Annotated in this window: 21 protein-coding genes; 5 read left to right on the top strand and 16 right to left on the bottom strand. The window is 70.4% G+C overall.

Features of this window, described 5'->3' with window-relative positions; all coding sequences use genetic code 11:
- Window positions 1–220 precede the first annotated feature (220 nt).
- The gene (locus tag R9X44_RS26050; RefSeq protein WP_319816909.1) at window positions 221–877 is read left to right on the top strand and encodes a pentapeptide repeat-containing protein; all 657 of its coding nucleotides are present in this window, start codon (window positions 221–223) and stop codon (window positions 875–877) included.
- On the opposite strand, the gene R9X44_RS26045 is transcribed toward R9X44_RS26050, so the two are convergent.
- The 13 genes from R9X44_RS26045 to map all read right to left on the bottom strand — a co-directional run bounded on the left by R9X44_RS26045 (window position 874) and on the right by map (window position 13,822).
- Entirely contained in the window at window positions 874–1,683 is an 810-nt protein-coding gene (locus R9X44_RS26045; RefSeq protein ID WP_319816908.1) for an aKG-HExxH-type peptide beta-hydroxylase, read from the bottom strand. The two genes, R9X44_RS26050 and R9X44_RS26045, sit on opposite strands and share 4 nt — an antisense overlap.
- A gap of 68 nt (window positions 1,684–1,751) precedes the next feature.
- On the bottom strand, window positions 1,752–1,889 hold the full coding sequence (locus R9X44_RS26040; protein ID WP_319816907.1) for a hypothetical protein: 138 nt from the start codon (window positions 1,887–1,889) through the stop codon (window positions 1,752–1,754).
- 104 nt (window positions 1,890–1,993) lie between these two features.
- Window positions 1,994–2,206 carry a hypothetical protein gene (locus R9X44_RS26035; protein ID WP_319816906.1) on the bottom strand — a complete coding sequence of 71 codons (213 nt, stop codon included), beginning with the start codon at window positions 2,204–2,206 and terminating at the stop codon, window positions 1,994–1,996.
- 645 nt (window positions 2,207–2,851) lie between these two features.
- Complete coding sequence (locus R9X44_RS26030) at window positions 2,852–3,700, bottom strand: helix-turn-helix transcriptional regulator (protein WP_319816905.1); 849 nt, start codon at window positions 3,698–3,700, stop codon at window positions 2,852–2,854.
- Between the two features lie 9 nt (window positions 3,701–3,709).
- Complete coding sequence (locus tag R9X44_RS26025; RefSeq protein WP_319816904.1) at window positions 3,710–4,225, bottom strand: DUF6879 family protein; 516 nt, start codon at window positions 4,223–4,225, stop codon at window positions 3,710–3,712.
- 12 nt (window positions 4,226–4,237) lie between these two features.
- On the bottom strand, window positions 4,238–4,525 hold the full coding sequence (locus R9X44_RS26020) for a hypothetical protein (protein WP_319816903.1): 288 nt from the start codon (window positions 4,523–4,525) through the stop codon (window positions 4,238–4,240).
- A 215-nt stretch (window positions 4,526–4,740) separates the two neighbouring features.
- Window positions 4,741–6,711: a cytochrome c oxidase assembly protein gene (locus R9X44_RS26015; protein ID WP_319816902.1), complete on the bottom strand. Its 1,971-nt coding sequence runs from the start codon at window positions 6,709–6,711 to the stop codon at window positions 4,741–4,743.
- Window positions 6,704–7,231: a copper resistance protein CopC gene (locus tag R9X44_RS26010; protein ID WP_319816901.1), complete on the bottom strand. Its 528-nt coding sequence runs from the start codon at window positions 7,229–7,231 to the stop codon at window positions 6,704–6,706. The genes R9X44_RS26015 and R9X44_RS26010 overlap by 8 nt, the downstream gene beginning before the upstream one ends.
- A 109-nt stretch (window positions 7,232–7,340) precedes the next feature.
- Window positions 7,341–9,026: an AMP-binding protein gene (locus tag R9X44_RS26005; protein ID WP_319816900.1), complete on the bottom strand. Its 1,686-nt coding sequence runs from the start codon at window positions 9,024–9,026 to the stop codon at window positions 7,341–7,343.
- Between the two features lie 60 nt (window positions 9,027–9,086).
- Window positions 9,087–10,700, bottom strand: a complete 1,614-nt coding sequence (locus R9X44_RS26000; RefSeq protein ID WP_319816899.1) for a DUF5685 family protein — start codon at window positions 10,698–10,700, stop codon at window positions 9,087–9,089.
- A gap of 165 nt (window positions 10,701–10,865) precedes the next feature.
- The gene (locus R9X44_RS25995) at window positions 10,866–11,912 is read right to left on the bottom strand and encodes a S1C family serine protease (RefSeq protein WP_319816898.1); all 1,047 of its coding nucleotides are present in this window, start codon (window positions 11,910–11,912) and stop codon (window positions 10,866–10,868) included.
- Window positions 11,913–12,191: 279 nt separating this feature from the next.
- Complete coding sequence (locus R9X44_RS25990) at window positions 12,192–12,911, bottom strand: metal-dependent hydrolase (RefSeq protein WP_319816897.1); 720 nt, start codon at window positions 12,909–12,911, stop codon at window positions 12,192–12,194.
- A gap of 59 nt (window positions 12,912–12,970) precedes the next feature.
- A complete protein-coding gene (gene map / locus R9X44_RS25985) occupies window positions 12,971–13,822 on the bottom strand; it encodes a type I methionyl aminopeptidase (protein WP_319816896.1) in 852 nt (283 codons plus the stop codon).
- A 67-nt stretch (window positions 13,823–13,889) separates the two neighbouring features.
- Between map and R9X44_RS25980 the strand changes: the two genes are divergently transcribed.
- Window positions 13,890–14,060 (top strand): hypothetical protein, encoded by a 171-nt coding sequence (locus tag R9X44_RS25980; protein ID WP_319816895.1) that lies wholly within the window; start codon window positions 13,890–13,892, stop codon window positions 14,058–14,060.
- Here R9X44_RS25980 and R9X44_RS25975 read toward each other — a convergent pair.
- Window positions 14,048–14,620, bottom strand: a complete 573-nt coding sequence (locus tag R9X44_RS25975; RefSeq protein ID WP_319816894.1) for a hypothetical protein — start codon at window positions 14,618–14,620, stop codon at window positions 14,048–14,050. The genes R9X44_RS25980 and R9X44_RS25975 overlap by 13 nt on opposite strands.
- A 132-nt stretch (window positions 14,621–14,752) precedes the next feature.
- Here R9X44_RS25975 and npdG point away from each other — a divergent pair, with 132 nt between their 5' ends.
- Window positions 14,753–15,421: an NADPH-dependent F420 reductase gene (gene npdG / locus R9X44_RS25970; protein ID WP_319816893.1), complete on the top strand. Its 669-nt coding sequence runs from the start codon at window positions 14,753–14,755 to the stop codon at window positions 15,419–15,421.
- A 59-nt stretch (window positions 15,422–15,480) separates the two neighbouring features.
- Window positions 15,481–16,491 carry a potassium channel family protein gene (locus R9X44_RS25965; protein WP_319816892.1) on the top strand — a complete coding sequence of 337 codons (1,011 nt, stop codon included), beginning with the start codon at window positions 15,481–15,483 and terminating at the stop codon, window positions 16,489–16,491.
- 69 nt (window positions 16,492–16,560) lie between these two features.
- On the opposite strand, the gene panB is transcribed toward R9X44_RS25965, so the two are convergent.
- Window positions 16,561–17,409 carry a 3-methyl-2-oxobutanoate hydroxymethyltransferase gene (gene panB / locus R9X44_RS25960; RefSeq protein ID WP_319816891.1) on the bottom strand — a complete coding sequence of 283 codons (849 nt, stop codon included), beginning with the start codon at window positions 17,407–17,409 and terminating at the stop codon, window positions 16,561–16,563.
- 270 nt (window positions 17,410–17,679) lie between these two features.
- Here panB and R9X44_RS25955 point away from each other — a divergent pair, with 270 nt between their 5' ends.
- Window positions 17,680–19,830 carry a SpoIIE family protein phosphatase gene (locus R9X44_RS25955; protein ID WP_319816890.1) on the top strand — a complete coding sequence of 717 codons (2,151 nt, stop codon included), beginning with the start codon at window positions 17,680–17,682 and terminating at the stop codon, window positions 19,828–19,830.
- A gap of 20 nt (window positions 19,831–19,850) precedes the next feature.
- Here R9X44_RS25955 and R9X44_RS25950 read toward each other — a convergent pair whose 3' ends face one another.
- Window positions 19,851–20,300, bottom strand: a complete 450-nt coding sequence (locus R9X44_RS25950; protein WP_319816889.1) for a hypothetical protein — start codon at window positions 20,298–20,300, stop codon at window positions 19,851–19,853.
- Window positions 20,301–20,318: the final 18 nt, after the last annotated feature.

The raw sequence follows: 20,318 nt of genomic DNA, 5'->3' as shown, positions 1-20,318 counted from the left end.
CCCCACCCCAACCCCCCACCCCAACCCCCCACCCCAACCCCCCACCCCAACCCCCCCACTAGTTCCTTTCGCTGATGCGTTTGTACGGGGCGGGTCGGGTTCATTGACGAGTTCGCGGTCGCTGCGGATGCTCGAATTTCGGGGGAGATAGCAGGAATGCGCTGAGACCCCCAGGTTTACGCCTGGGGATTGGGTTCTCGGCGGCGGTAGGATGGTGGCCATGCCAGTTCGACAGGGGAAGAAGCGGGAACCCGTCGCCCCGAAGATTCCCGACGCGCTCACCGTCCGCCGTTCTCTGGAGGACGACGGGGTTTATCTGTCAGTTGACTTTGGCGAGGCCGACCTGTCGGGCTCGCATGCGGAAGGCGTTGAGGTTGAGCGTGCGAGATTTCGCGGGACCAATCTTTCCGGGTCTCTGCTGCGGAGCGCGCGCCTGACGGATGTGGTGTTCGAAAGCGCGGACCTGGCGAACATGTCGTTGCCGAGTGGGCTGGTCTTCAACAGTCTCGTGGACAGGTGCCGTCTCACCGGTGGTGACCTGCGGGACTGTGGGCTGAAGGACGTCCTGTTCACGGGATGCCGTGCGGACCTTGCCTCGTTCCGCTTCGCGACGCTCCGGGACGTGGTGTTCCGGGACTGCAACCTGAGCGAGGCCAATTTCCAGGGAGCCAAGTTCCAGAACGTGCGCTTCGAGGGATGCCGGCTGAGCGGCGCGCAGTTCAGTAACGCACAGGTCGCGGGGACCCGATTCGCCAACTGTGATCTTTCGGGAATTGCGGGCGTTGAATCGCTGCGGGGAATCATCGTGTCCAGCGCTGACGCACAGAGCCTCGTCTACTCTCTGGCGTCAGCGCTGGGAATCGTCGTGGAGGACTAAGCGGCAAGGTCGGTTCGGGTGAAACCCGACTCGACCATTGTGTAATCGAGATTCCGTGCGAAGGACGAGAGTTCCGCCAGGAGGATCTGCCCGTAGGGCGTGAACCTGTCCTTCTTCGCCTCAAGTCCCTCGCAGCAGTTGATGAGCGACGAGGCGAAGGCGTCAACGAGTGCGGTCTCGCCTCGGGCCTGCTGCATGTACATCAGCGGCACGGCGACGACGGCGCTGTGGAACGCCTTGTCGAACGGGCGGAGTTCGCCGACGCGCACCGCACTGACGACGCGGTGTTCGTCCAGCGCGAGTTCGTCGGAGGTCTTCCGGTAGAGCCGGTAGGCCATGTCCAACACGAACAGGTTGAGGTGGGTCATCTCGTGGACGAGGGTTTCGGCGAAGTCGCGCGTCGTCCACCCAGGTCCGGGACTGATCACGACAAGGCCCGGCAACTGTGACGCCGAGCCGCCCCCGGTCGAGTCGGACTTGAGGAGGACGACGTCGGTCACCAGGAGTTCGGTGAGGTAGGCGAGCGCCGGGAACTCGTCGCGGAGGTAGTCGAAGGCCCGGTGCACCTCATCGCCCCAGGCGGCCCGCTGGTGGAGATCGGTGCCGGACACGCCGCGGAAGATGTCCTCGAAGATCCGGTTCTCGGCCAGGAACCCGCCCCACGCGCCGTCCTCGAAGGAGACCAGCACCCCCGCAGTCGGCGGAAAGATCGGACGGAGACCGGCGAGCATCATCCGGTAAGCGGGCGAGAGTTGGGCGGCGTCGGCGGGAGAGGCACCCCCCGCTGCTCGAACCAGCCGACCCACGCTCGCCACGGTGTGGTGAACGTTCAGGAAGCGCATCAGGGGATACCTCTCACGCTCTCAGGGCCGGATCAGGTCCAGCCGCCCATCATGGAGGAGTTGCCCTCGGCGACGAAGGCGGTCAGGTTCTTCGCGACCACGGTCGCGCCCTCGACGGAGTCCCCACCGATACCGGCCAGGGCCCGCGTCGCGATCTCGTCCAACTGCATCGGCTTCCTCCCAGGAGCCTCGGACATCCCGCACGGCTTTCCGCAGCGGGTCTTGCACCCCCGACCGCAGGCCCGCGCCAGACTGCCTGCGGACAGGGGAATCTCTAGGAGCCGGACGGCTCGTTCAGCACACGCGCGACGGTCTCCGCGTCCGCGTCGCCGCCGAACAGCAGCCGCACGATCTCCTTGGCTGCCGCAGACGGATCGGCGACGGGCGCAAGCCAGTCGCCGTCGTCGCCGTACCGGAACCAGGACCCGCCGTCGCGGTCGCCGACAGCGAGCTGAACCGCCTCATCGCGACGACCTGGAAGCCACACACACAGATAACCCCGTGACGCAGCCCGGTGAACCCCACGCATAGGCGCCATCACATCGAACAACGCCCAAAGCGCCTTCGCAGTCGCCTCATCAGCGTCCCCGGGCCGTCGCGGCAGCGGACCCCCGGTGAGCGCCGACCACGACCCATCCTCAAAGTCCGCCCCTCCGGACGTCGGCGTACTCCTCCTCGCCACAAAGAAGATGGTCACGACGCCCACCCCGCCCGCCCGCACATCTCGCGGACCTCCCCGCCCATCAAGGCACCCGCAGATCAGCGACGACCCGCTCCGCAGCGCCCCGGACATCGCCCACCAGCCCGGTCCGCCCCTCCCCCCACGCGAACCGCCACCCACCCGCCTCCTCCACAAACTCCACCTGAACATCAACCCCGACGCTCCCCCTACCGACCACCCGCAGCACCATCGCCACGCTCCCCTCCCCAGGAGCGACCACGACATCAAGCCCATGCTCCTCCCGAAGCACCTCCCCAAGCAACGAAAGAAAATGAAGCCGACGAGACGATCCACGAAGCCGCCCACGCGATCCCGACCCGCGCGCCCCGCTAACCCTGGGTGCATCAAAGCTCATGGGCTGACCGTAGGTTTCGCTGTCCCCGCACGTCGATGATGTTGAACGATGTTGAATCAACTTGTCTCGGCGGCCAGTTCGCCTGTCGCCCTGGTGATCAGATCACGCGCCGCCCTGCCGTAGACGGCGGAGCCGGCCAGGGCGGCGAAGACCTTGCCATAGGTCGCGACTTCCTGCGGCTGGGTCAGCTTGAGTTCCGCGGAGAACGTCTCCACCAGGACTTCCCTGTCGTCCAGTATCCAGAATCCATGGAGCGGGAGGAATCCGTGCTCCGCCCGCGTCGGGATGATTCCCAGGTGAAGTCTCGCGAGTGACGAGAGAGCCAGCAGGCGGTCAAGCTGCCCGCGCAAGGCTTCAGTTCCGACGGCGCCAAGCGTGAGTGCGGCCTCACATATGACCATGTGGAACCGGTGGTCTCCGCGGTAGAGGATCTGCTGACGTTCCATCCGGGCCTGAACACCGGCGTCGACATCGTCCGGTAGGTTGTGGTGTCGGACGAAATGCGAGAGCACCGCGTGCGCGTACTCGGCAGTCTGTAGCAGGCCGGGAATGAACAGCGGCTCGAAGACACGAAATCTGTTTGTCTCCGCCTCGAAGCGTACGCTCTCCTCTTGCCGCCGCTTGGTGCCGGTCCGAAGTTGCCGACGCCACTCGATGAACATGGTGTCGATGGTTCGAGAGCGCTCGATCAGATCAGGTATCTGCTGTTCTGCCGAACAGACCCGGCACCATATGCGCACATGATTCTCGGAGATGTTGATCGCGCCGTTTTCGATCTTCGAAACGAGCGTGTAGTGCCACCCGGCTGCGGCCGCAAGCGCCCGGCCGGTCAGGCGGGCGTCCTTGCGGATATCGCGGAGCTGAGCGCCGAGCGCCTCGCGGGCCCGACGTGCGGAAGTAGACACGGAACGGAGCTACCAGCGTGCGTACTCGGCGATAGGAGTACCACGCGACCAGGTCCTGTCCCTGATGTCTCGGTAGCGGGCCAGCAGGTCGGCGTCGTCGGAGATCGCGAAGCCGGCCGTCCGGCCATCAGGTTGGAACAAGCTGAGGATCAGCACCGAGTCATCGGGGAGCCAGCAGTCGTCCTCAAGCAATTCCAGATCCGAGGCGAGGTGCCGGGGAAGGTATCGAATCTCTTCCCCGGCCTCAGAGGTGCGCCTGCTTGCGGACAGGTTCCACTCGGCGTATTCGCTGTGCGGGACCGTCTTGATGCGAAGCCGTTCAATGCGGACACCCGACCGCGTGACATCCGCTACGAAGGACAGCCACTCGGCCAGCCACTCGAAGTCGTCAGGCTCCCCGTTCCTCCACTTTTGTATCGGGGAGCCTTCCTCTTCGACGTGGTAGCTATCGCGCAATTCCAGATGCCATGCGCGGCGAGATGCGCGTACCCGGTTCTGGAATTCCTGATAGTCGATCGGCCGCATGGATGGGTCTCCTTAGGCCAAGGCGGCCATGGCCACCCTGGCGACGAAAACGCAGGTCTCGTGGTCGGGTATATCCATCTGGCCAAGGATCTCCGGGTCGTTGACCACGGTTCCTTTGGCCACGTATTTTCCGTTCTCCATGACGTGAACGATAGGCGGGATGATGCTTGCGACCCGCCCGCTCAGCCCGTCCTTGTCGAGGTGCGTGAGCAGCCGCGCGTAGATTTCGACGACCGTTTCGCCCGCCTCCAACTCGGCTGCCGCGAGGATCGCCGGATCGCTCACGATCCAGCCCTGCACGACGTAGCCGCCATCGGTGGCATAGAGGGTCGGGCTTTACGCCCCGGTCGTCTCCTTGCCCAGGAACCTTAGAGTCACGATCTTGCCTCCAGCGCGAGGTTGAAGGATGTTGCACTCTCGCACGGAATTCTGCCACCGCCACGTTCGACGTCAAGCGGGGATGCGAGGGCCTTGGACTGTGTCTGAAGGCGATGATGCTTGTGGGGGAGTGGGGGTTAGGGTTTGGGGGATTTGTTTAGGTTTTGGAGCATTTGGTTGTAGGCGGTTAGTTCGGCTTCTTCGGTGCGGGCGGCGGTGCGGTCGGTGCGGCGGGCCTGGCGGGTGTCGGAGGTGGCCCATTGGGCGACTATGGCGATGATGACGATGAAGGTGGGGATTTCGCCGAAGCCCCAGGCGATGGCGCCGCCGGTTTGGAGGTCGTCGACGATGGGGCCGGCCCAGGGGGGGTAGACGATCTCGTACCAGTTGGCGGCTATGGGCTCGCCCATGTTCATCATGGCCAGGCCGAGGAAGGCGTGGAAGGGCATGGTGACGAACAACAGGAGGAGACGCCAGGGGTAGGCGAGGGGTTTGGGGGTGGGGTCGATGCCGATGATGACCCAGTAGAAGAGGTAGCCGCTCAGCAGGAAGTGCATGAGCATGGCGATGTGGCCGAGGTGGTTGCCCATCAGCCACTCGAAGGCCGGGCTGTAGTACAGGGCCCAGGTGCTGCCCATGAACAGGATCGTGGCGACGGCCGGGTGGGCGATGACCTTGGTGTAGCGGCTGTGCAGCGCGGCGGTCAGCCACTCGCGTGGGCCTCGGTCGCCGCGCACCTTGGCGGGCTTCAGGGCGCGCAGGGCCAGCGTGACGGGCGCGCCGAGGACGAGGAAGATCGGCGTGACCATGGCGATGACCATGTGCTGGACCATGTGGACGCTGAACATCAGCGGCGCGTAGGTGGCGAGGCCGCTCAACGTCGCGACGACGATCGAGGCGAGCCCGAGCAGCCAGAAGACGACCCGGTGCCACGGCCAGGAGTCGCCGCGACGGCGCAGCCGGACGACCCCGGCGAGGTAGAACCCGCCGAGCGCCACCACGAGAACGACCCAGAACAGGTCGAACCGCCACAGTGACGCGAGCGTGCCGAAGGTCATCTCCGGCGGCATGTCGTAGCCGAGCAGCGTCTTGACGGTGCTCTCGGCCTCCAGCGACGTGACGGGCGGCGCGGTCTGCGCGAGCGCGACGGCGAGGCCCATCGTCGCCGCCATGATCGCGACCTCGACCACGGCGAGCCGGGTGAACGCCAGCGGCTTGCGCGCGGCGATCAGCGGAACCGTCTTCTCCCGGTGCCGGTGCCCGATCCACACAAGGACGGCGAACGCCGCCATCTTGGCGAGGACGAGCCGCCCGTAGTCGGTCTCCACGAGCTGGACGGGGTCCGGCAGCCGCGACACCGTGCTGGCCAGCCCGGAAAGGCCGACCACGATCGCGCACCACAGGGCGAGGGTGCTGAACCTGGCGGCGGCGGTCTCCAGCAGCCGCCCCTTGCTGAGCGCGTGCCAGGCCAGCACGGCGAGCCCGCCGACCCACGGCACGACCGCCGCGAGGTGCAGCGCGAGGCCGATCATGGCGAGCGAGTGGTTGGGCGAGGAGGCCGAGTGGCCGGTCAGCGCGGGCGGCAGCAGCGCGACGAAGGAGATCGCGAGCAGCCCGAGCGCGGCGGCGGGGGTGTCGACGGTCCTGCCGAGCAGCGCGACGACGACGGTGGCGAGGATCACCAGCAGCAGCGCGGTGCCCTGCGGAAGCTGCCCGACGTAGCTCGACAGCTCGTTGCCGCGCAGCAGCCCGCTGACGTTGACGCCGAGGATGTCGGCCACGGTGAACACGAGGGTCGATCCCGCCGCGCACGCCCACACCGCCGCGCACCACGATGCCGCGCGCAGGTAGTTCTGTGCGGCCGAGGTGAGCCCGTCCCGGATCAGCGGCAGCAGCACCACCGCCATGACCAGGCACCCGACGGTCAGGGCGGCGGCGACGTCCATCACCGTCCGCGAGAACGGCAGCCCCCACCTTACGAGCTCGCCGGCGTCCCCGATGCCGGGAATGACCTTCTCGGCGAGTGACCCGCCCGCATACAGCGCCGCGACGAGCCCGAAAACCGCGGCGAGCGCCGCGACGGCCGCCGCCCGGTACGCGCTACGCATCGCGCCGCCTCCGCATCGAGATCAGCAGCCCCGCGCCCGCCCCCGCGGCGAGCCCGACGCCGACCATCAGCCACCGGGTCCCGCCGCCCTCGGTGCTCTCGGCCGTGGCGCTCGGCGACGGGGTGACGGCCGCGGCCTCATCCGTCGCCGAAGGCGCTGCGGCGAGGCCGGTGACGGTGAACGTCAGCGAGCCGGTGACCGGGTGCCCGTCGGCGGAGATCACCCGGTAGCCGACGGTGTACTTCCCGGCCGGGAGCTCGGCCCGCACCTTGCGCTTCACCTCGGTCCCCGAGACGGTGACCTTGCCCTTGTGGACGTTCTTCTCCGCCTCGTCCTGCACGACGAGCTGGCCGGAGCGGAGCTGCTCGTTGAAGGTCAGCACGACCTCATCGACGGTGTCGACCTCGGCCCCGTCGGCTGGGGTACTGCCGCTCAGCGCGGTGTGCGCCGCGGCGGGCGCGGCGGGCGTCGCGAGCGTCAGGGCGGCGAGCGCGGCGAACGCGCCCGCGGCCCGGGTCAAGGCGAGGAGTTTCATGATCGTCCGATTCGGGTAGCGGTGGCCACCCCCACCTTATTGACCCCGGCGGGTGCCGCGCCCCGACCCCTGTGGACAACTCGGGGGGCCGGGCTCAGCCGGGGTGGCGGCCGTGCTCGGCGAACGCGGCGCGCAGCCCGTCGGGGTCGGTGAACGGCTCGTAGCGCAGGTCACGGCCGGGCCGGTGCCAGACGGGGTCGGCGGTCAGCCACGCCGCGCGGCGCAGCGGCTTCTTGTCGACCTTGGTCGTGGCGGTCAACGGCATCGCCCCGACGATCCGGACGAACCGGGGCGCCCACTTGGTCCCCAGATCCTCCTGGGCGGCCAGGAACGCGGCGAAGGCGTCGGGGTCGAAGGCGGTCCCGTCGAGTTCGAGCGCGGTCATCACCTGGTCGCCGGTGCGCGGGTCGGGCACCGGGTAGACCGCGCACATCACGACGGGTTCCCAGCGCGCGAGTATCCGTTCGACGGGCGCGGCGGCGAAGTTCTCCCCGTCGACCCTGAGCCGGTCGGGGGTGCGTCCGGCGAAGTAGAAGAAGCCGTCCGGGTCCCGGTAAGCGAGGTCCCCGCTGTGGTACCTGCCTTCGCGCAGCCTCTCGGCGTCGGCTTCCGGGTTGTTGTAGTAGCCCTCGAACGCGGTCGTCAGCCCGACGAGTTCGCCGATCGCCTCGGGGTTGCGGAGCCGTCCGGAGGGGTCGAGGTCGGCGGGCGGGCACTCGCGGCCGGTGTCGGGGTCGATCACCAGGATCTCCACCCCGTGCTGGGCGACGCCGAGCGCGTCGGGCGGGGTGTCGGGGGTGCGCCGGATCGCGATCGCGCCCTCGCTCGACCCGTACCCCTCGACGACGTCGCAGCCGAACCGCGCGGCGAACGCGGCCCTGTCCCTGGCGGACGCCTCGGTCCCGAAGGCGCGCGCGAGGGTGCAGGCCGGGTCGTCCGCGTCGGTGGACAGGATGTAGGCCAGGGCGCGGCCCACGTAGTTGAAGTAGGTGACGCCGTGGCGGCGCACGTCGGGCAGGAAGCCCGACGCCGAGAACCGCCGCCGCAGCACGACCTTCGCCCCGACCTGGACGGCCATGGCGAGGTTCGCCATGATCGAGTTTCCGTGGCACAGCGGCATGGCGACGTACGTGACGGAGTCGGCGTCAAGGCCGAAGCCGGGCGCCATGGCCGCGATCGTCGTAAGCCGTCCCTGAGAACAGCTGACGGCCTTGGGCGCTCCGGTCGAGCCGGAGGTGAACAGCAGGAGATAGCGCGCGGAGGGATCGGGCGCAGGCCCGGCATAAAGGGGAGCCGCCGCTACTCGCTCGGCGTACGCGGGGGAGTCCACGAGCACGACGGGCGGCCCGTCCCCCGACGCCGGAATCGGCACGACCCCTGCGACGCCTCCCTCGGCGGGCCTGTGCGAGCCGGGTAGGACGTCGAGCCCCGCCCGGTCGGTGATGAGCACGTCACAGTCGCTGTGCGCGATGTCCGAGGCGAGCTCCGCACCGCGCCGGGTCGGGTTCACCCCGACCACGACCGCCCCCGCGAACGCGGCCGCGCCCAGCCAGAGCACGTACTCGGGCACGTTCTCCAGCAGGACGCCGAGGTGCGGGGCGCGTCCCGGGACGGCGGGGGCGAGCTCGGCGATCAGCGACGCCCTGCGCCGCGCCTCCTCGACCACCCGCGCCCAGGTATAGGACTCCTCCTCGAAGACGAGCCCGATCCGGTCGTCACCGGATCGGGCCGCCAGCAGCGCGGCGAAGGTCCCGGCTTGAGTCTCAGCGGCAGTCTCCACAGGAACCGAGCGTACGCTTGGTTGGTTTTCCTGTCAGCGCCCGCCGCCGGAACTCCTCGGTCAGCAGTCGCAGCTACAGCAGTCGCACCCGTCGCAGCAGCCGCCGTCGTCGTCACCGCCGCAGCACGAGCAGCAGTCGCAGCAGTTACCGCAGTCGCCGCAGCCGCTGCAGTCCATCCGCGTGCACGCGCACCGGTCGGTGCAGCCCGCCGCGTGGTACTCGCTCCACTCAGGCCGCCACAGCCCGCAGGTGCAGCCGATCAGCGCGCCCGACAGGCACAGGTCGAAGCCGCAGCCCGGACGGTTGGGGCGGCGCGGCCGGAACGGCGGGGGCAGCGGCGCGCCGGGCGGCGGGTACGGCCCGTGCGGAGGAGGCGGAGGCGGCGGGTAGCCCCCGGCCTGCTGTCCCGCCCCCGGTACGCCCTGCTGGTACGGCGTCCCGTACGACGGCTGATAGCCGCCCTGCGGGTACGGCCTGCCCTGCTGCGGCGAAGGCTCCTGCGGGTAGTGGGCGCTTATCCCGTCCGGGCTGACGCCGTCGCCGGGCTTGGCCGGATCACGCCGCACAAGCTCGATCCCGGTAGGCGCGACGGCCGGCGTCCACACGGAACCGTCGATCCGCACGATCTGCACCACTTGCTCGGCCTGCTCCGCGAGCGCGGCGCTCGGCGACTTGGGCGTGTGGTGCGCACACGACTCCCCGTGCGCGTGCCCATGCCCGTGCCCCTTGCGCGGCGCGGCGTGCAGCGCGGCGAGCGCGTCCACCCACTGGGACGGGTCCGCGTCCGGCGTCCAGGGCAGGTCGTCGAACACCGAGAAAGGGTGCCCGTCGAAAGCGCGCTGGACCGCACGCCGGGTCTCCCCGCCGAACAGCGCGTCAACCAGCTCACGCGAGGCGAAGTCCACCTCCGCCAGGGCGAGCCGCAGCCCGCGCCGCGCGTCGTCGGCGCAGCGCCGCGCCTCACGCAGCGACGTGCCGGTCGCCAGCAGCGGGTTGAACGCCCCGGTCGCGTGGTCCTCGGGCAGGTCCTCGACGGCGTCGAGCAGATGCGCGAGCCTGCCGAAGAACCTGCCCGCCTCGGCGAGCGGCGCGGCGTTGCCGGGCCGTCCGGCGAGCACGGCGGTGTGCGCGAACGCGGCCGCGACGGCGGTCTCGGTCGGCTCCAGCAGCGCGAGCAGCGGCAGTCCCGGGGTGTTCTCCAGGACGGTCTGGCGCGCGACGGCCTCGCGCAGCGTCGTGGCGTCGAAGCTCAGGTCGGCGGCGGTGCGGCCGCCCGCGCGGTCCCAGCCCGCAGAGACCCGCTCGGCGAGCGCGGCGGGCACCTTGCGGGCGAGCATCCCGTCGCCGTCGGCGATGTGGTCGCGGGTGCGGCCCGCCGCGAGCAGCAGCGACACCGACGCCGCCAGGCGCGCCCCCTCGGCGCGCGCCTCGACCACCTGCGCGCCACGGAAGCCGCGCAGCGCGCACGGTCCGGCCTTGCGGCGCGGCGACGCCTCGGGCTCCTGCGCCTCGGTGAGCACCGAGACGAGCAGACCGTCATAGTTGGTCACCAGACGCGCGCGGTGTCCGTGTTCGTCGCGCAGGGCGAGGCAGAGCCCGCACAGGTGCGCCATCCAGTCCCGGAAGACCGTCTCGCTCATCACATGACGGCACGGTCGAACTACCCCGAACAATGCAGCTTTCCTCCGATCAGGCCATCCGCATTATTCAGGCAGCCTGGTCGGAGCGGCTACCTCGGTCGGCCCGAACTTTGGAGGAACGGCGGCGGGGGAAAGTTCGCGCGATCCACCGGGAAACAGCTGACTTTTCCCCTGTTTCGCGTCACATGGCACAGACGCTTAGGAACCCGGCAGTTCCCCGAGCGTCACCTTGACCTCCTCGGTCTGCCCGTCGCGCCGCACCTCGACCGGCACGGTCTGCCCGACCTGGTGTTCGGCGAGCACCTCGGCGAGCGCCGTCGTGCTGTCGGTGGCCTTTCCGTCGACCGACGTGATGACGTCGCCGACCTTGATCCCGGCCTGCTCGGCCGCCCCGCCCTCGGTGACGGCGACGACCGCGACCCCGCCCGGCGCGCCGGAGGAGATGTCGACGGTCTGCGCGATGGTGACGCCGAGCGCGGCACGCCCCGAGTTGGTGACCTTCCCCGACGTGATGAGCTGCGGCGCGATGTTCTTGACGGTGTCGCTCGGGATGGCGAACCCGATCCCGGAGGCCGCCCCCTGGCTCGTCCCCGCAGACAGCGTCGGGATGCCGATGACGCTGCCGTCCATCGTCACCAGCGCGCCGCCGCTGTTGCCCGGGTTGATGGCCGCGCTGGTCTGCACCGCGTTGGAGATCGTCGCGCCAGGGAACGGCCCCTCCTCGCGCGAGCTGACGGTCCTGCCGGTCGCCGACACGATCCCGTTGGTGACGCTGCCCGACAGCCCGAGCGGGCTGCCCATCGCCAGGACGAGCTGGCCGACCTTGAGCCTGCTGGACTCCCCGAACGTCGCGGGCGGCAGCCCCGCCCCGTCGACCCGGATGACCGCGAGGTCGCCCGCGGTGAAGGACCCGACGAGCTTGGCGGGCAGCGCGGGCCCGCCGCTCGCGGGCAGCACCTCGTAGGTCTTGGCCCCGGCGACGACGTGCGCGTTGGTGACGATGTTGCCGTCGGCGTCGAACACGACGCCCGAGCCCTCGCCCTGGTCGGTGACGATCTGCACGACCGACGGCAGCACCTTGGCGACGACCTGCTCGTATCCCGCCTGGAGCCCCGCGACGTCCTGCGTGGGGACGGCCGCGGTGGTGCCGCCGGCCGGCCTGGGCGTCTCACCGCCCGAGCACCCCGCGAGCGCGGACACGAGGACGAGCACGGGCGCGGTGGCGCGGAGGCGTCGTTTGCTCACGTGCGTTGATTACCCTGCGCGGTGGCCGATGACGGCGACGCGCTCGCGACCTTGACGACAGATTTGCCCCCGCGTGGCGGTGCTCGTTCCGCGTTCTCCCGCGTACGCTCGGAAACGTACTCTTCATCCTTTTCGAAGGGAAAACGGGCTATGTACACGCACCTTTCCCCGGTCACTCCCGGCTGCGGGCAGTGCGACTGCTCCGACGAGGCGCAGTCCGTCGGGGTGACGCTTTTGTCGGTGACCGTCGTCGACTGACGGGACCACCGTCCGCCCCGCTCAGGCGTGGGTGTTCAGCCAGGCGGTGATCTCCTCGCCGAGCGCGGTGCGGACGGCGAGGACGGCGACGCCGAGTGTCAGCAGCGGTGTGACGATCCAGCGCTCGACCTTGCCGTCCGTCCGCGGCACCAGCGGCACCCCGAACCGCCACGGGATCGGCCAGAGCACGGGACAGCCCTGCGGCGTGCAGCAGTCGCCCGCGACGTGCACGAGACAGCCGAGCGCGACCGCGTACCCCGCCCACGGCGCGTCGACCCCGTGCAGCGCGAACACGACGCCCGCCGCGAGCAGCGCGTTGAGCACGCCGGTGGTGACGTCGTTGCCCTCGACGCCGACGCCGAGCCCGCGCAGGCCGAGCCCGACGAGCAGGAACAGCGCGACCCACCAGCCCCAGTCGTTGTTGTCGGCGAGCCACTGCGCGCCGTAGCCCGCGCCGACCGCGAACAGGATCGAGTGGGTGCCGTGCCGGTGCCCGCCGGAGATCGAGCTCATCGCCTTGCACAGCCAGCGCGTGAACACCCCGAAGGTGTTGGCGATGGTCCCGCGCGGGTGGTCGACGTCCGGCAGCAGCGCCGCGCCCGCGCACACGACGGTCCCCGCGGCGATCTCGGCGGCGTCGAGGCCGATCGCGTACTCGTGCAGCAGGTCCGGCGAGGTGAGCAGCGGCACGGCGGCGAGCCACAAGGCTGCCCCGCTCAGCGCATGGGTTTGGCCCATCATGCGCGGATTATCGCCGGTCCGTCCGGCGGCCCTCCAGCCGCCGCGCCGGGCTCAGGGGGTCACGGCAGGGTCAGGATCTCCGAGCCGGTGTCGGTGACGAGGATGGTGTGCTCGAACTGCGCGGTGCGCCTGCGGTCCTTGGTGACGACGGTCCAGCCGTCGTCCCACATGTCGTACTCGTGCGTGCCGAGCGTCAGCATCGGCTCGATCGTGAACGTCATGCCGGGTTCCATGACTGTCGTGGCGTTCGGGTCGTCGTAGTGCGGGACGATCAGGCCGGAGTGGAACGTGGTGCCGATGCCGTGGCCGGTGAAGTCGCGCACGACGCCGTAGCCGAACCTGCGCGCGTACGCCTCGATGACGCGGCCGACCACATTGATGGCACGGCCCGGCTTGACCGCCTTGATGCCGCGCGTCATCGCCTCATGGGTGCGCTCGACAAGGAGCCGCGACTCCTCGGCCACGTCCCCGACGAGGAACGTCGCGTCGGTGTCGCCGTGGACGCCGCCGATGAACGCGGTGATGTCGACATTGACGATGTCGCCGTCGCGCAGCACTGTGGTGTCCGGAATGCCGTGGCAGATGACCTCGTTGACCGAGGTGCACAGCGACTTGGGATATCCCCGGTAGCCGAGCGTCGAGGGGTAGGCGTCGTGGTCGAGCAGGAACTCGTGGCCGAGCGCGTCGAGTTCGTCGGTGGTGACGCCCGGGCGCACCGCCTTGCCGACCTCCGCGAGGGCCTGGGCGGCGATCCGGCCCGCGACGCGCATCGCCTCGATGATCTCGGGGGACTTCACGTCGGGTTCGCCGGTTTTGGGAGCCTTCTTCCCGACGTACTCGGGCCGCGCGATGTGCGCGGGGACCTTGCGCGGGGCGGACACCCGGCCGGGCGTGAGATACGTCGTCGTCATACGGGAGAGTTTAGTTCCCGATTCGGGGCAGGATTCGATACGGCTGGTCTGAGGGAGGCGAGAGGCGATGGCTGACGAAGGGCACTGGTTCTTCTGCCTGAAGCACATGAAGGTCGAGGAGGGCCCGGGCTGCCCGGACAAGATCCGGATGGGCCCCTACGACACCAAGGAGCAGGCCGAACACGCGCTCGACACCGCGCGCGACCGCAATGAGGCGTGGGACTCTCAGGACTCCTGAGGCCCGGCGACGGCGTCGAGGAAGCGGGCGAGCCTGCCGCGCAGGCCGCGCGGTCCCCGGTCCTCGCCCGCGACCGAGCTGACCAGGTGCTGTGCCTGCTCGAAGCTCACCGGCCCGTCCGGCCGTACGGTCAGCGCCTCGTGGGCGAGGTCGGTGAGCTCGCGGTCGCCGCCGTCGAGGGTGAGGATCACCGCGCCGGTGCGCCGCGCGTCGTCCACCCGCTCAAGCAGCGGGGGCGGCGCGGCCTCGCCGTCGGCGACGACGAGCAGCGCCTCGCCGCGCCGGGCGGCGGCCAGCCGGTCGAGCCCGATCGCCAGGTGCGCGGGCGCGCCGGGCGGCGGCTGCCAGCGCACGAGCGTCGGCTTCAGCGACGGGACGAACCGGGACTCCTCATCGAGATGCGCCGCCAGATGCCACGGGTCGTCCTCGCCCGGCGCGCCGAGCAGCAGCAGGTCGTCGCGGGCCGAGGAGCGCAGCGCGCGGGCGAAACGGCGGGTCTCTGCCATCGTCTCGGAGGACGCCAGCAGCTCCCGCAGGAACGCCACCTGTCCGTTGTCCATGGGGTTCATGGTGGCGCACTTCCCGGCCCGACACGCGCGGATCGCGCCGGACGCCCGCCGATCAGCCGACCGCCGGGGCCGACCGTCGGGGCCGGGCGCAGAGGGCGAACGCCGTTCTGACAGGATGCGCCCATGACTGATCTCCCTGACGTGAGCGGCTTGACGATCGGCATCCTCGGCGGCACCGGCGACCAGGGCAAGGGCCTGGCGCGGCGGTTCGCCCTCGCGGGCCAGAAGGTGATCATCGGGTCGCGCGCCGCCGACCGCGCCCAGGAGGCCGCCGACGAGCTCGGCCACGGCGTGCGCGGCCTCGACAACGCCGGCTGCGCCAACGAGTCCGACATCGTGATCGTCGCGGTCCCGTGGGGCGGGCACAAGGCGACCCTCGAGTCGCTGAAGGCCGAGCTCGCGGGCAAGATCGTGGTCGACTGCGTGAACCCGCTCGGCTTCGACAAGCAGGGCGCGTACGCTCTTGCCGTCGAGGAGGGCAGCGCCGCGCAGCAGGCCGCCGCGATCCTCACCGACAGCCGCGTCGTCGCCGCCTTCCACCACGTGTCCGCGGTGCTGCTGCTCGACCCCGACGTCGCCGAGATCGACCTCGACGTGCTCGTCCTCGGCGAGGGCGAGGACCGCGAGGCCACCGACCTCGTCCAGGCGCTGGCCGAGCGCATCCCCGGCGTCCGCGGCATCTACGGCGGACGCCTGCGCAACGCCCACCAGGTCGAGGCGTTCGTGGCCAACCTGATCTCCATCAACCGCCGCTACAAGGCGCACGCGGGAATCCGCCTCACCGACGTGTGAGCCAGGCCCCGAGCGCCCTTTCCGGGTGATCCCGACCGCCACCGGGTAGTCACTGCGGTGTGGGCGTGCTCTCGGGGATTCTGCTGCCGACGCGCCACAGGAGCCCGCTGGAACGGGTGATGTGGCGCGTCGCGTTCGCGGTGTTCCTGTTCTGGGTGGTCGTCGCCGTCGTCTACCTGGGCCGCGCGGGCTACCGCGACGACACCGGCCGGCCCGTCGATCTGCTCGACTGCTTCTACTACGCGGGCGTCGCGCTGTCCTCGACCGGCTACGGCGACATCGTCCCCGTCACCCCCGTGGCGCGGCTGGTCAACAGCCTCGTCGTCACCCCGATCCGGATTCTGTTCCTGATCATCCTGGTCGGCACCACCCTCGAGGTGCTCGCCGAGCAGTCGCGCGAGGAATGGCGGCGCAGACGCTGGGAGGCGAAGGTGCGGGACCACGTTGTCGTCATCGGGTACGGCACCAAGGGCCGCGCGGCGGCCGACGCGCTGCTCGACGGGGGCCTGCCGCCCGCCAAGGTCGTCGTCGTGGACGCCGACCGCGCCTGCGTCTCCGAGGCCGCGCAGCGCGGCCTCGCCGGGATCGTCGGCGACGCCACCCGCAGCGTCGTGCAGCGCCGCGCGGCCGTCGACAGGGCGCGCGACGTGATCGTGGCGACCGGACGCGACGACAGCGCCGTCCTCATCACGCTCACCGCGCGCCAGATCAACCCCGGCGCGGCGATCCAGGTGGCGATCAACGAGTCGGAGAACGAACCCCTGCTGCGCCAGAGCGGGGCCGACCGGGTGATCCCCGCCGCCGAGGCCGCGGGACGGCTGCTCGGCCTCGCCACGAGCGAGCCCAACGTGAGCGCGGTGATCGAGGACCTGCTGATCCTGGGCAGCCGCCTCGGTCTCGTGGAGCGGCCGCTGGCCGGCGACGAGGTCGGCCGCGAGGTCCACGAGATAGACGAGCCGGTCCTCGCCGTCGTCCGCGCCGAGGAGACGCTTCCTTACGAGGGCCTGCTTGGCCGCACCCTGGAGCGCGGAGACCGGCTGATCGTCGTCCGGCACAAGCCGCAGCCCTGACAGGACGCGAAACGGCCCCGGCGGGGGACCGGGGCCGTTCGCGTGGGGTGGGAGTTGAGCCTTCGGGGCCTAGTGGTAGGTGTGCTCGGACGACGGGAAGACGCCGCCGACGACCTCGTCGGCGTAGGCGCGGGCCGCGTCGCCCAGGGCGTCGCCGATCGCGGCGAACCGCTTGACGAACTTCGCGGTGTGCGGGACGAGCCCCGCCATGTCCTGCCATACCAGGACCTGCGCGTCGGTGCCCTTGCCCGCGCCGATGCCGATCGTGGGGATCGACAGCGACGCCGTCACCCGCTCGGCCAGCTCCTCGGGCACGCACTCCAGCACCACGGAGAACGCGCCCGCGGCCTCCAGCGCCTTGGCGTCGTGCAGCAGCTGCTCGCCGTCCTCGCCGCGGCCCTGGACCCGGTAGCCGCCGAAGGTGTTCACCGACTGCGGGGTGAGCCCGAGGTGGCCCATGACGGGGATGCCCATCGCGACCATCGCCTCGACCTGCGGCGCGACCCTGCGGCCGCCCTCGAGCTTGATCGCGTGCGCCCCGGCGTCCTTGAGGAAGCGGGTGGCGGTGGCCAGGGCCTGCTCGACCGACGCCTGGTAGGAGCCGAAGGGCAGGTCGGCGACGACCATCGCGCGCTTGGACCCCCGCACGACCGCGCCGGTCAGGTGGACGAGCTCGTCCACGGTGACGGGGATGGTGGACTCGTAGCCGTAGACGACCATCGCGGCGGAGTCGCCGACGAGGAGCACGGGGATGCCCGCCTCGTCGAAGATCCGCGCGCTCAGCGCGTCGTAGGCCGTCAGCATGGGCCACTTCTCGCCGCGCGCCTTGGCGGCGGCGATGTCGCGGACGGTGATGCGCCTGGTTCCCTGGCCGCCGTAAAGCATGGTCGACCGGTCCTTCTGCACTGCTGCGGACATGCTGCTTCTACCTCCAGTCTCGAGGCGCCCCTTCGGCGTACCCGGACGAAATAGATGATTACACCAACTCAACGAGAGCGGAAGAGGGGGTCATTCCCGATGTGACGCGCGGAACTCCGACCCCCGCCGCGACCTCGCCGATCATCGCAGCGTGACGGAACGGGCCCCCGGCGTCATGTCCTTCGTGGGCAACAAGCCGCACAGAACGGCGGAGTGGCGCATACTTGTCCGGAAGGACGAACGAGCAACCGGTCGGCGGGAGAGCCCAAGGTGAGAACCGCGATGGCGCGCAAGGCCAATGCGTCGACCGCCGATTCGGCGTCCAGGACGCTCGTGCTCGGCATCGACGAGCGCGGCGTGATCGTCCAGGCCGGGCACAACGCGGAGAAGGTCATCGGCCTCGAGGCCGACGCGCTGATCGGCTCGCGGCTGTACGACCTCGTGGACGAGGGCGGCGACCAGATCCCCGCGATCCTCGAGGCCGTCGCCGAAGGCCAGGAGCGCACCTCGGTCTGGCGGCTGCACGGCCCCGGCGACGCCGTCGTCACGGTCCAGCCGATGGTCGGCGGGGGAGACCTGTTCGGCCTCGTCCACCTGCGGGTCGCGCTGTCGACCACCGAGCGATTCCAGGACCCTGGCCGCATCCGCCGCGCCCTGTTCGACGACCAGCTCACCCGCTTCGGCTCCAACCTCGACCTCGACCTGTGCACCCGGGCGCTGGCCGACGTGGTCGTGCCGCACTACTGCAACGTCGCGGCGATCGTCGTCCTGGAGAGCCTTGTGGCCGCCGACGAGCACCACCACGGCGAGGCGGGCGGCTCTGCGGTGCTGCGGCGGCTCGCGCTGGCCACCGACAACCACGAGATGGACTGGTCGGCCACCTTCCCGACCGGCGAGGTGCTGGTCTACCCGCCGGGCACCCCCTACCGCGAGTGCCTGGACAAGGCCGCGCCCGTCCACCTCAAGCACATGACCGCCGAGCAGGCCGGGCAGATCGCCGACGCGTGGCGGCGCGACCCCGTCCGGGAACTGCTCGACGACGTGTCGATGGTGATCCTGCCGCTGATCGCCAAGAAGGGGAACCTGCTGGGCCTGATGGCCTGCACCCGCACCCCTGGCTTCCGCAGGTTCGACGCCTACGACGTCGAGATCGGCATGGAGTTCGCCTCGCGGGCCGCGATCGTCATCGACAACGCGCGAAGGTTCAGCCGGGAGCGCGCCACCGCCCTCACCCTCCAGCGCAGCCTGCTGCCGCTGCGGCTGTCGCACCCGTCCTCGGTCGAGGTGCGCCACCGCTACCTGCCGGGCAGCAAGCTCGTCGAGGTCGGCGGCGACTGGTACGAGTCGATCTCGCTGCCGGGCGGGCGGGTCGCGCTGATCGTCGGCGACGTCGCCGGGCACGGCGTCAAGGCCGCCGTCACCATGGGCCGCCTGCGCACCGCGCTGCACACCCTTGCCAACCTCGACTACCCGCCCGCCGACGCGCTGCACATCGTGCACGAGCTGATGGCCGAGCTCGGGGAGCAGGAGCCGCACTTCGCCACGTGCGTCTTCGGCGTGTACGACGCCACGACCGGCACCCTGGAGATCGCCTCGGCCGGGCATCTGCCGCCGCTGCTGCTGAGACCCGACGGCACCTCGGAGTACCTGACGCTGCCCGACGCGCCGCCGCTCGGCGTGGTCGGCGGCAACCCGATCGAGAGCCGCGAGTTCGCCGTCGAGGACGGCAGCATGTTCGTGATCTACACCGACGGCCTCGTGGAGAGCCGGGGCCGCGACATAGACGACGGCCTGGACCGCCTGTCGGGCATCTTCGACGCCTCGGCCCTTGAGCGTCCGATGGAGGACCTCGCCAAGGCGTGCCTGGCCGGCGTCTACGACAACCACGACCGCGACGACATCGCGCTGCTCATCGCCAGGCTGCGCCGGCTGCCCGAGGACACCCGCGCGCACTGGACCCTGCCGAACGACTTCGCCGCCGTGCGCCGCGCCCGCGGCCTGATCCGCACCCAGCTCGCCGAGTGGGGCCTGGAAGACCTGTCCTACTCCACCGAACTGCTCGCCTCCGAACTCGTCACCAACGCGCTGCGGTACTCGCCGGGCGCGCTCGAGCTGCGGCTGCTGCGCGAGCGCACCCTCGTCATCGAGGTGACCGACCGCTCCGCCGCGCTGCCCAGGCTGCGCCGCGCGGCCGACGACGACGAGGGCGGCCGCGGCCTGCTCGTCGTGTCGGAGTACGCCAGGCGCTGGGGCACCCGCCGCACCGCCATGGGCAAGGTCGTCTGGTGCGACCTGCCGCTGCCGGGCATCGACCCCGACGACACCGCCTACTCCGAGGAGTGGCCGGGCCAGAAGCACCACACCGACAGCTTCCCGCTGCCCAGGCTGCCGCTCGACGGCCTGCCCGACCACGGCGCATGAGCCGCGGCCGGGCGCACGCGTCACGAGGTGGCGTAGCCCTTGGCCTTGCACCAGCCGAGCGTCTGCGCGAGCGCTGCCTTCTGCTTCTTCAGCGCCGCGAGCTCGGCCTCCCGCGTCTTGGCCCGCTTCACCAGCTCGGCTCTGCGCGGGTCTGACTTCTTCAGCTTCGCGGCCTTGGCGCGCAGCGCGGCCGGGGAGTCCGCGCTGTTGGCCGAGTAGCGCGCTATCTTCGCGTTCAGCTCACGCTCACTGCGGCCCGTCCGCACGCACAGCGCCTTGGCGTCCTTCACCGAGGCGGTCTCGGCCTTGTCCTTTCCGTCCTTTCCGTCCTTGCCGTTGCCGCCGTTGTTCTTGACGGGGGCCTGCTGCGTCGAGGACGTCTGTGGCCGCTCGGTGGCCTGCGCGGGACCGGCCAGCGCGAGCGTCGCGACGGCGAAGGCGGCAGCGGCGGGGATCAACTTCCGGATCATCTCGTCCTCCGGTTCTCT

Origin of the sequence: Actinocorallia sp. A-T 12471 (assembly GCF_033875155.1) — a bacterium.
GTDB lineage: Bacteria > Actinomycetota > Actinomycetes > Streptosporangiales > Streptosporangiaceae > Actinocorallia.
This window is presented reverse-complemented; position numbering and strand designations above follow the sequence as displayed.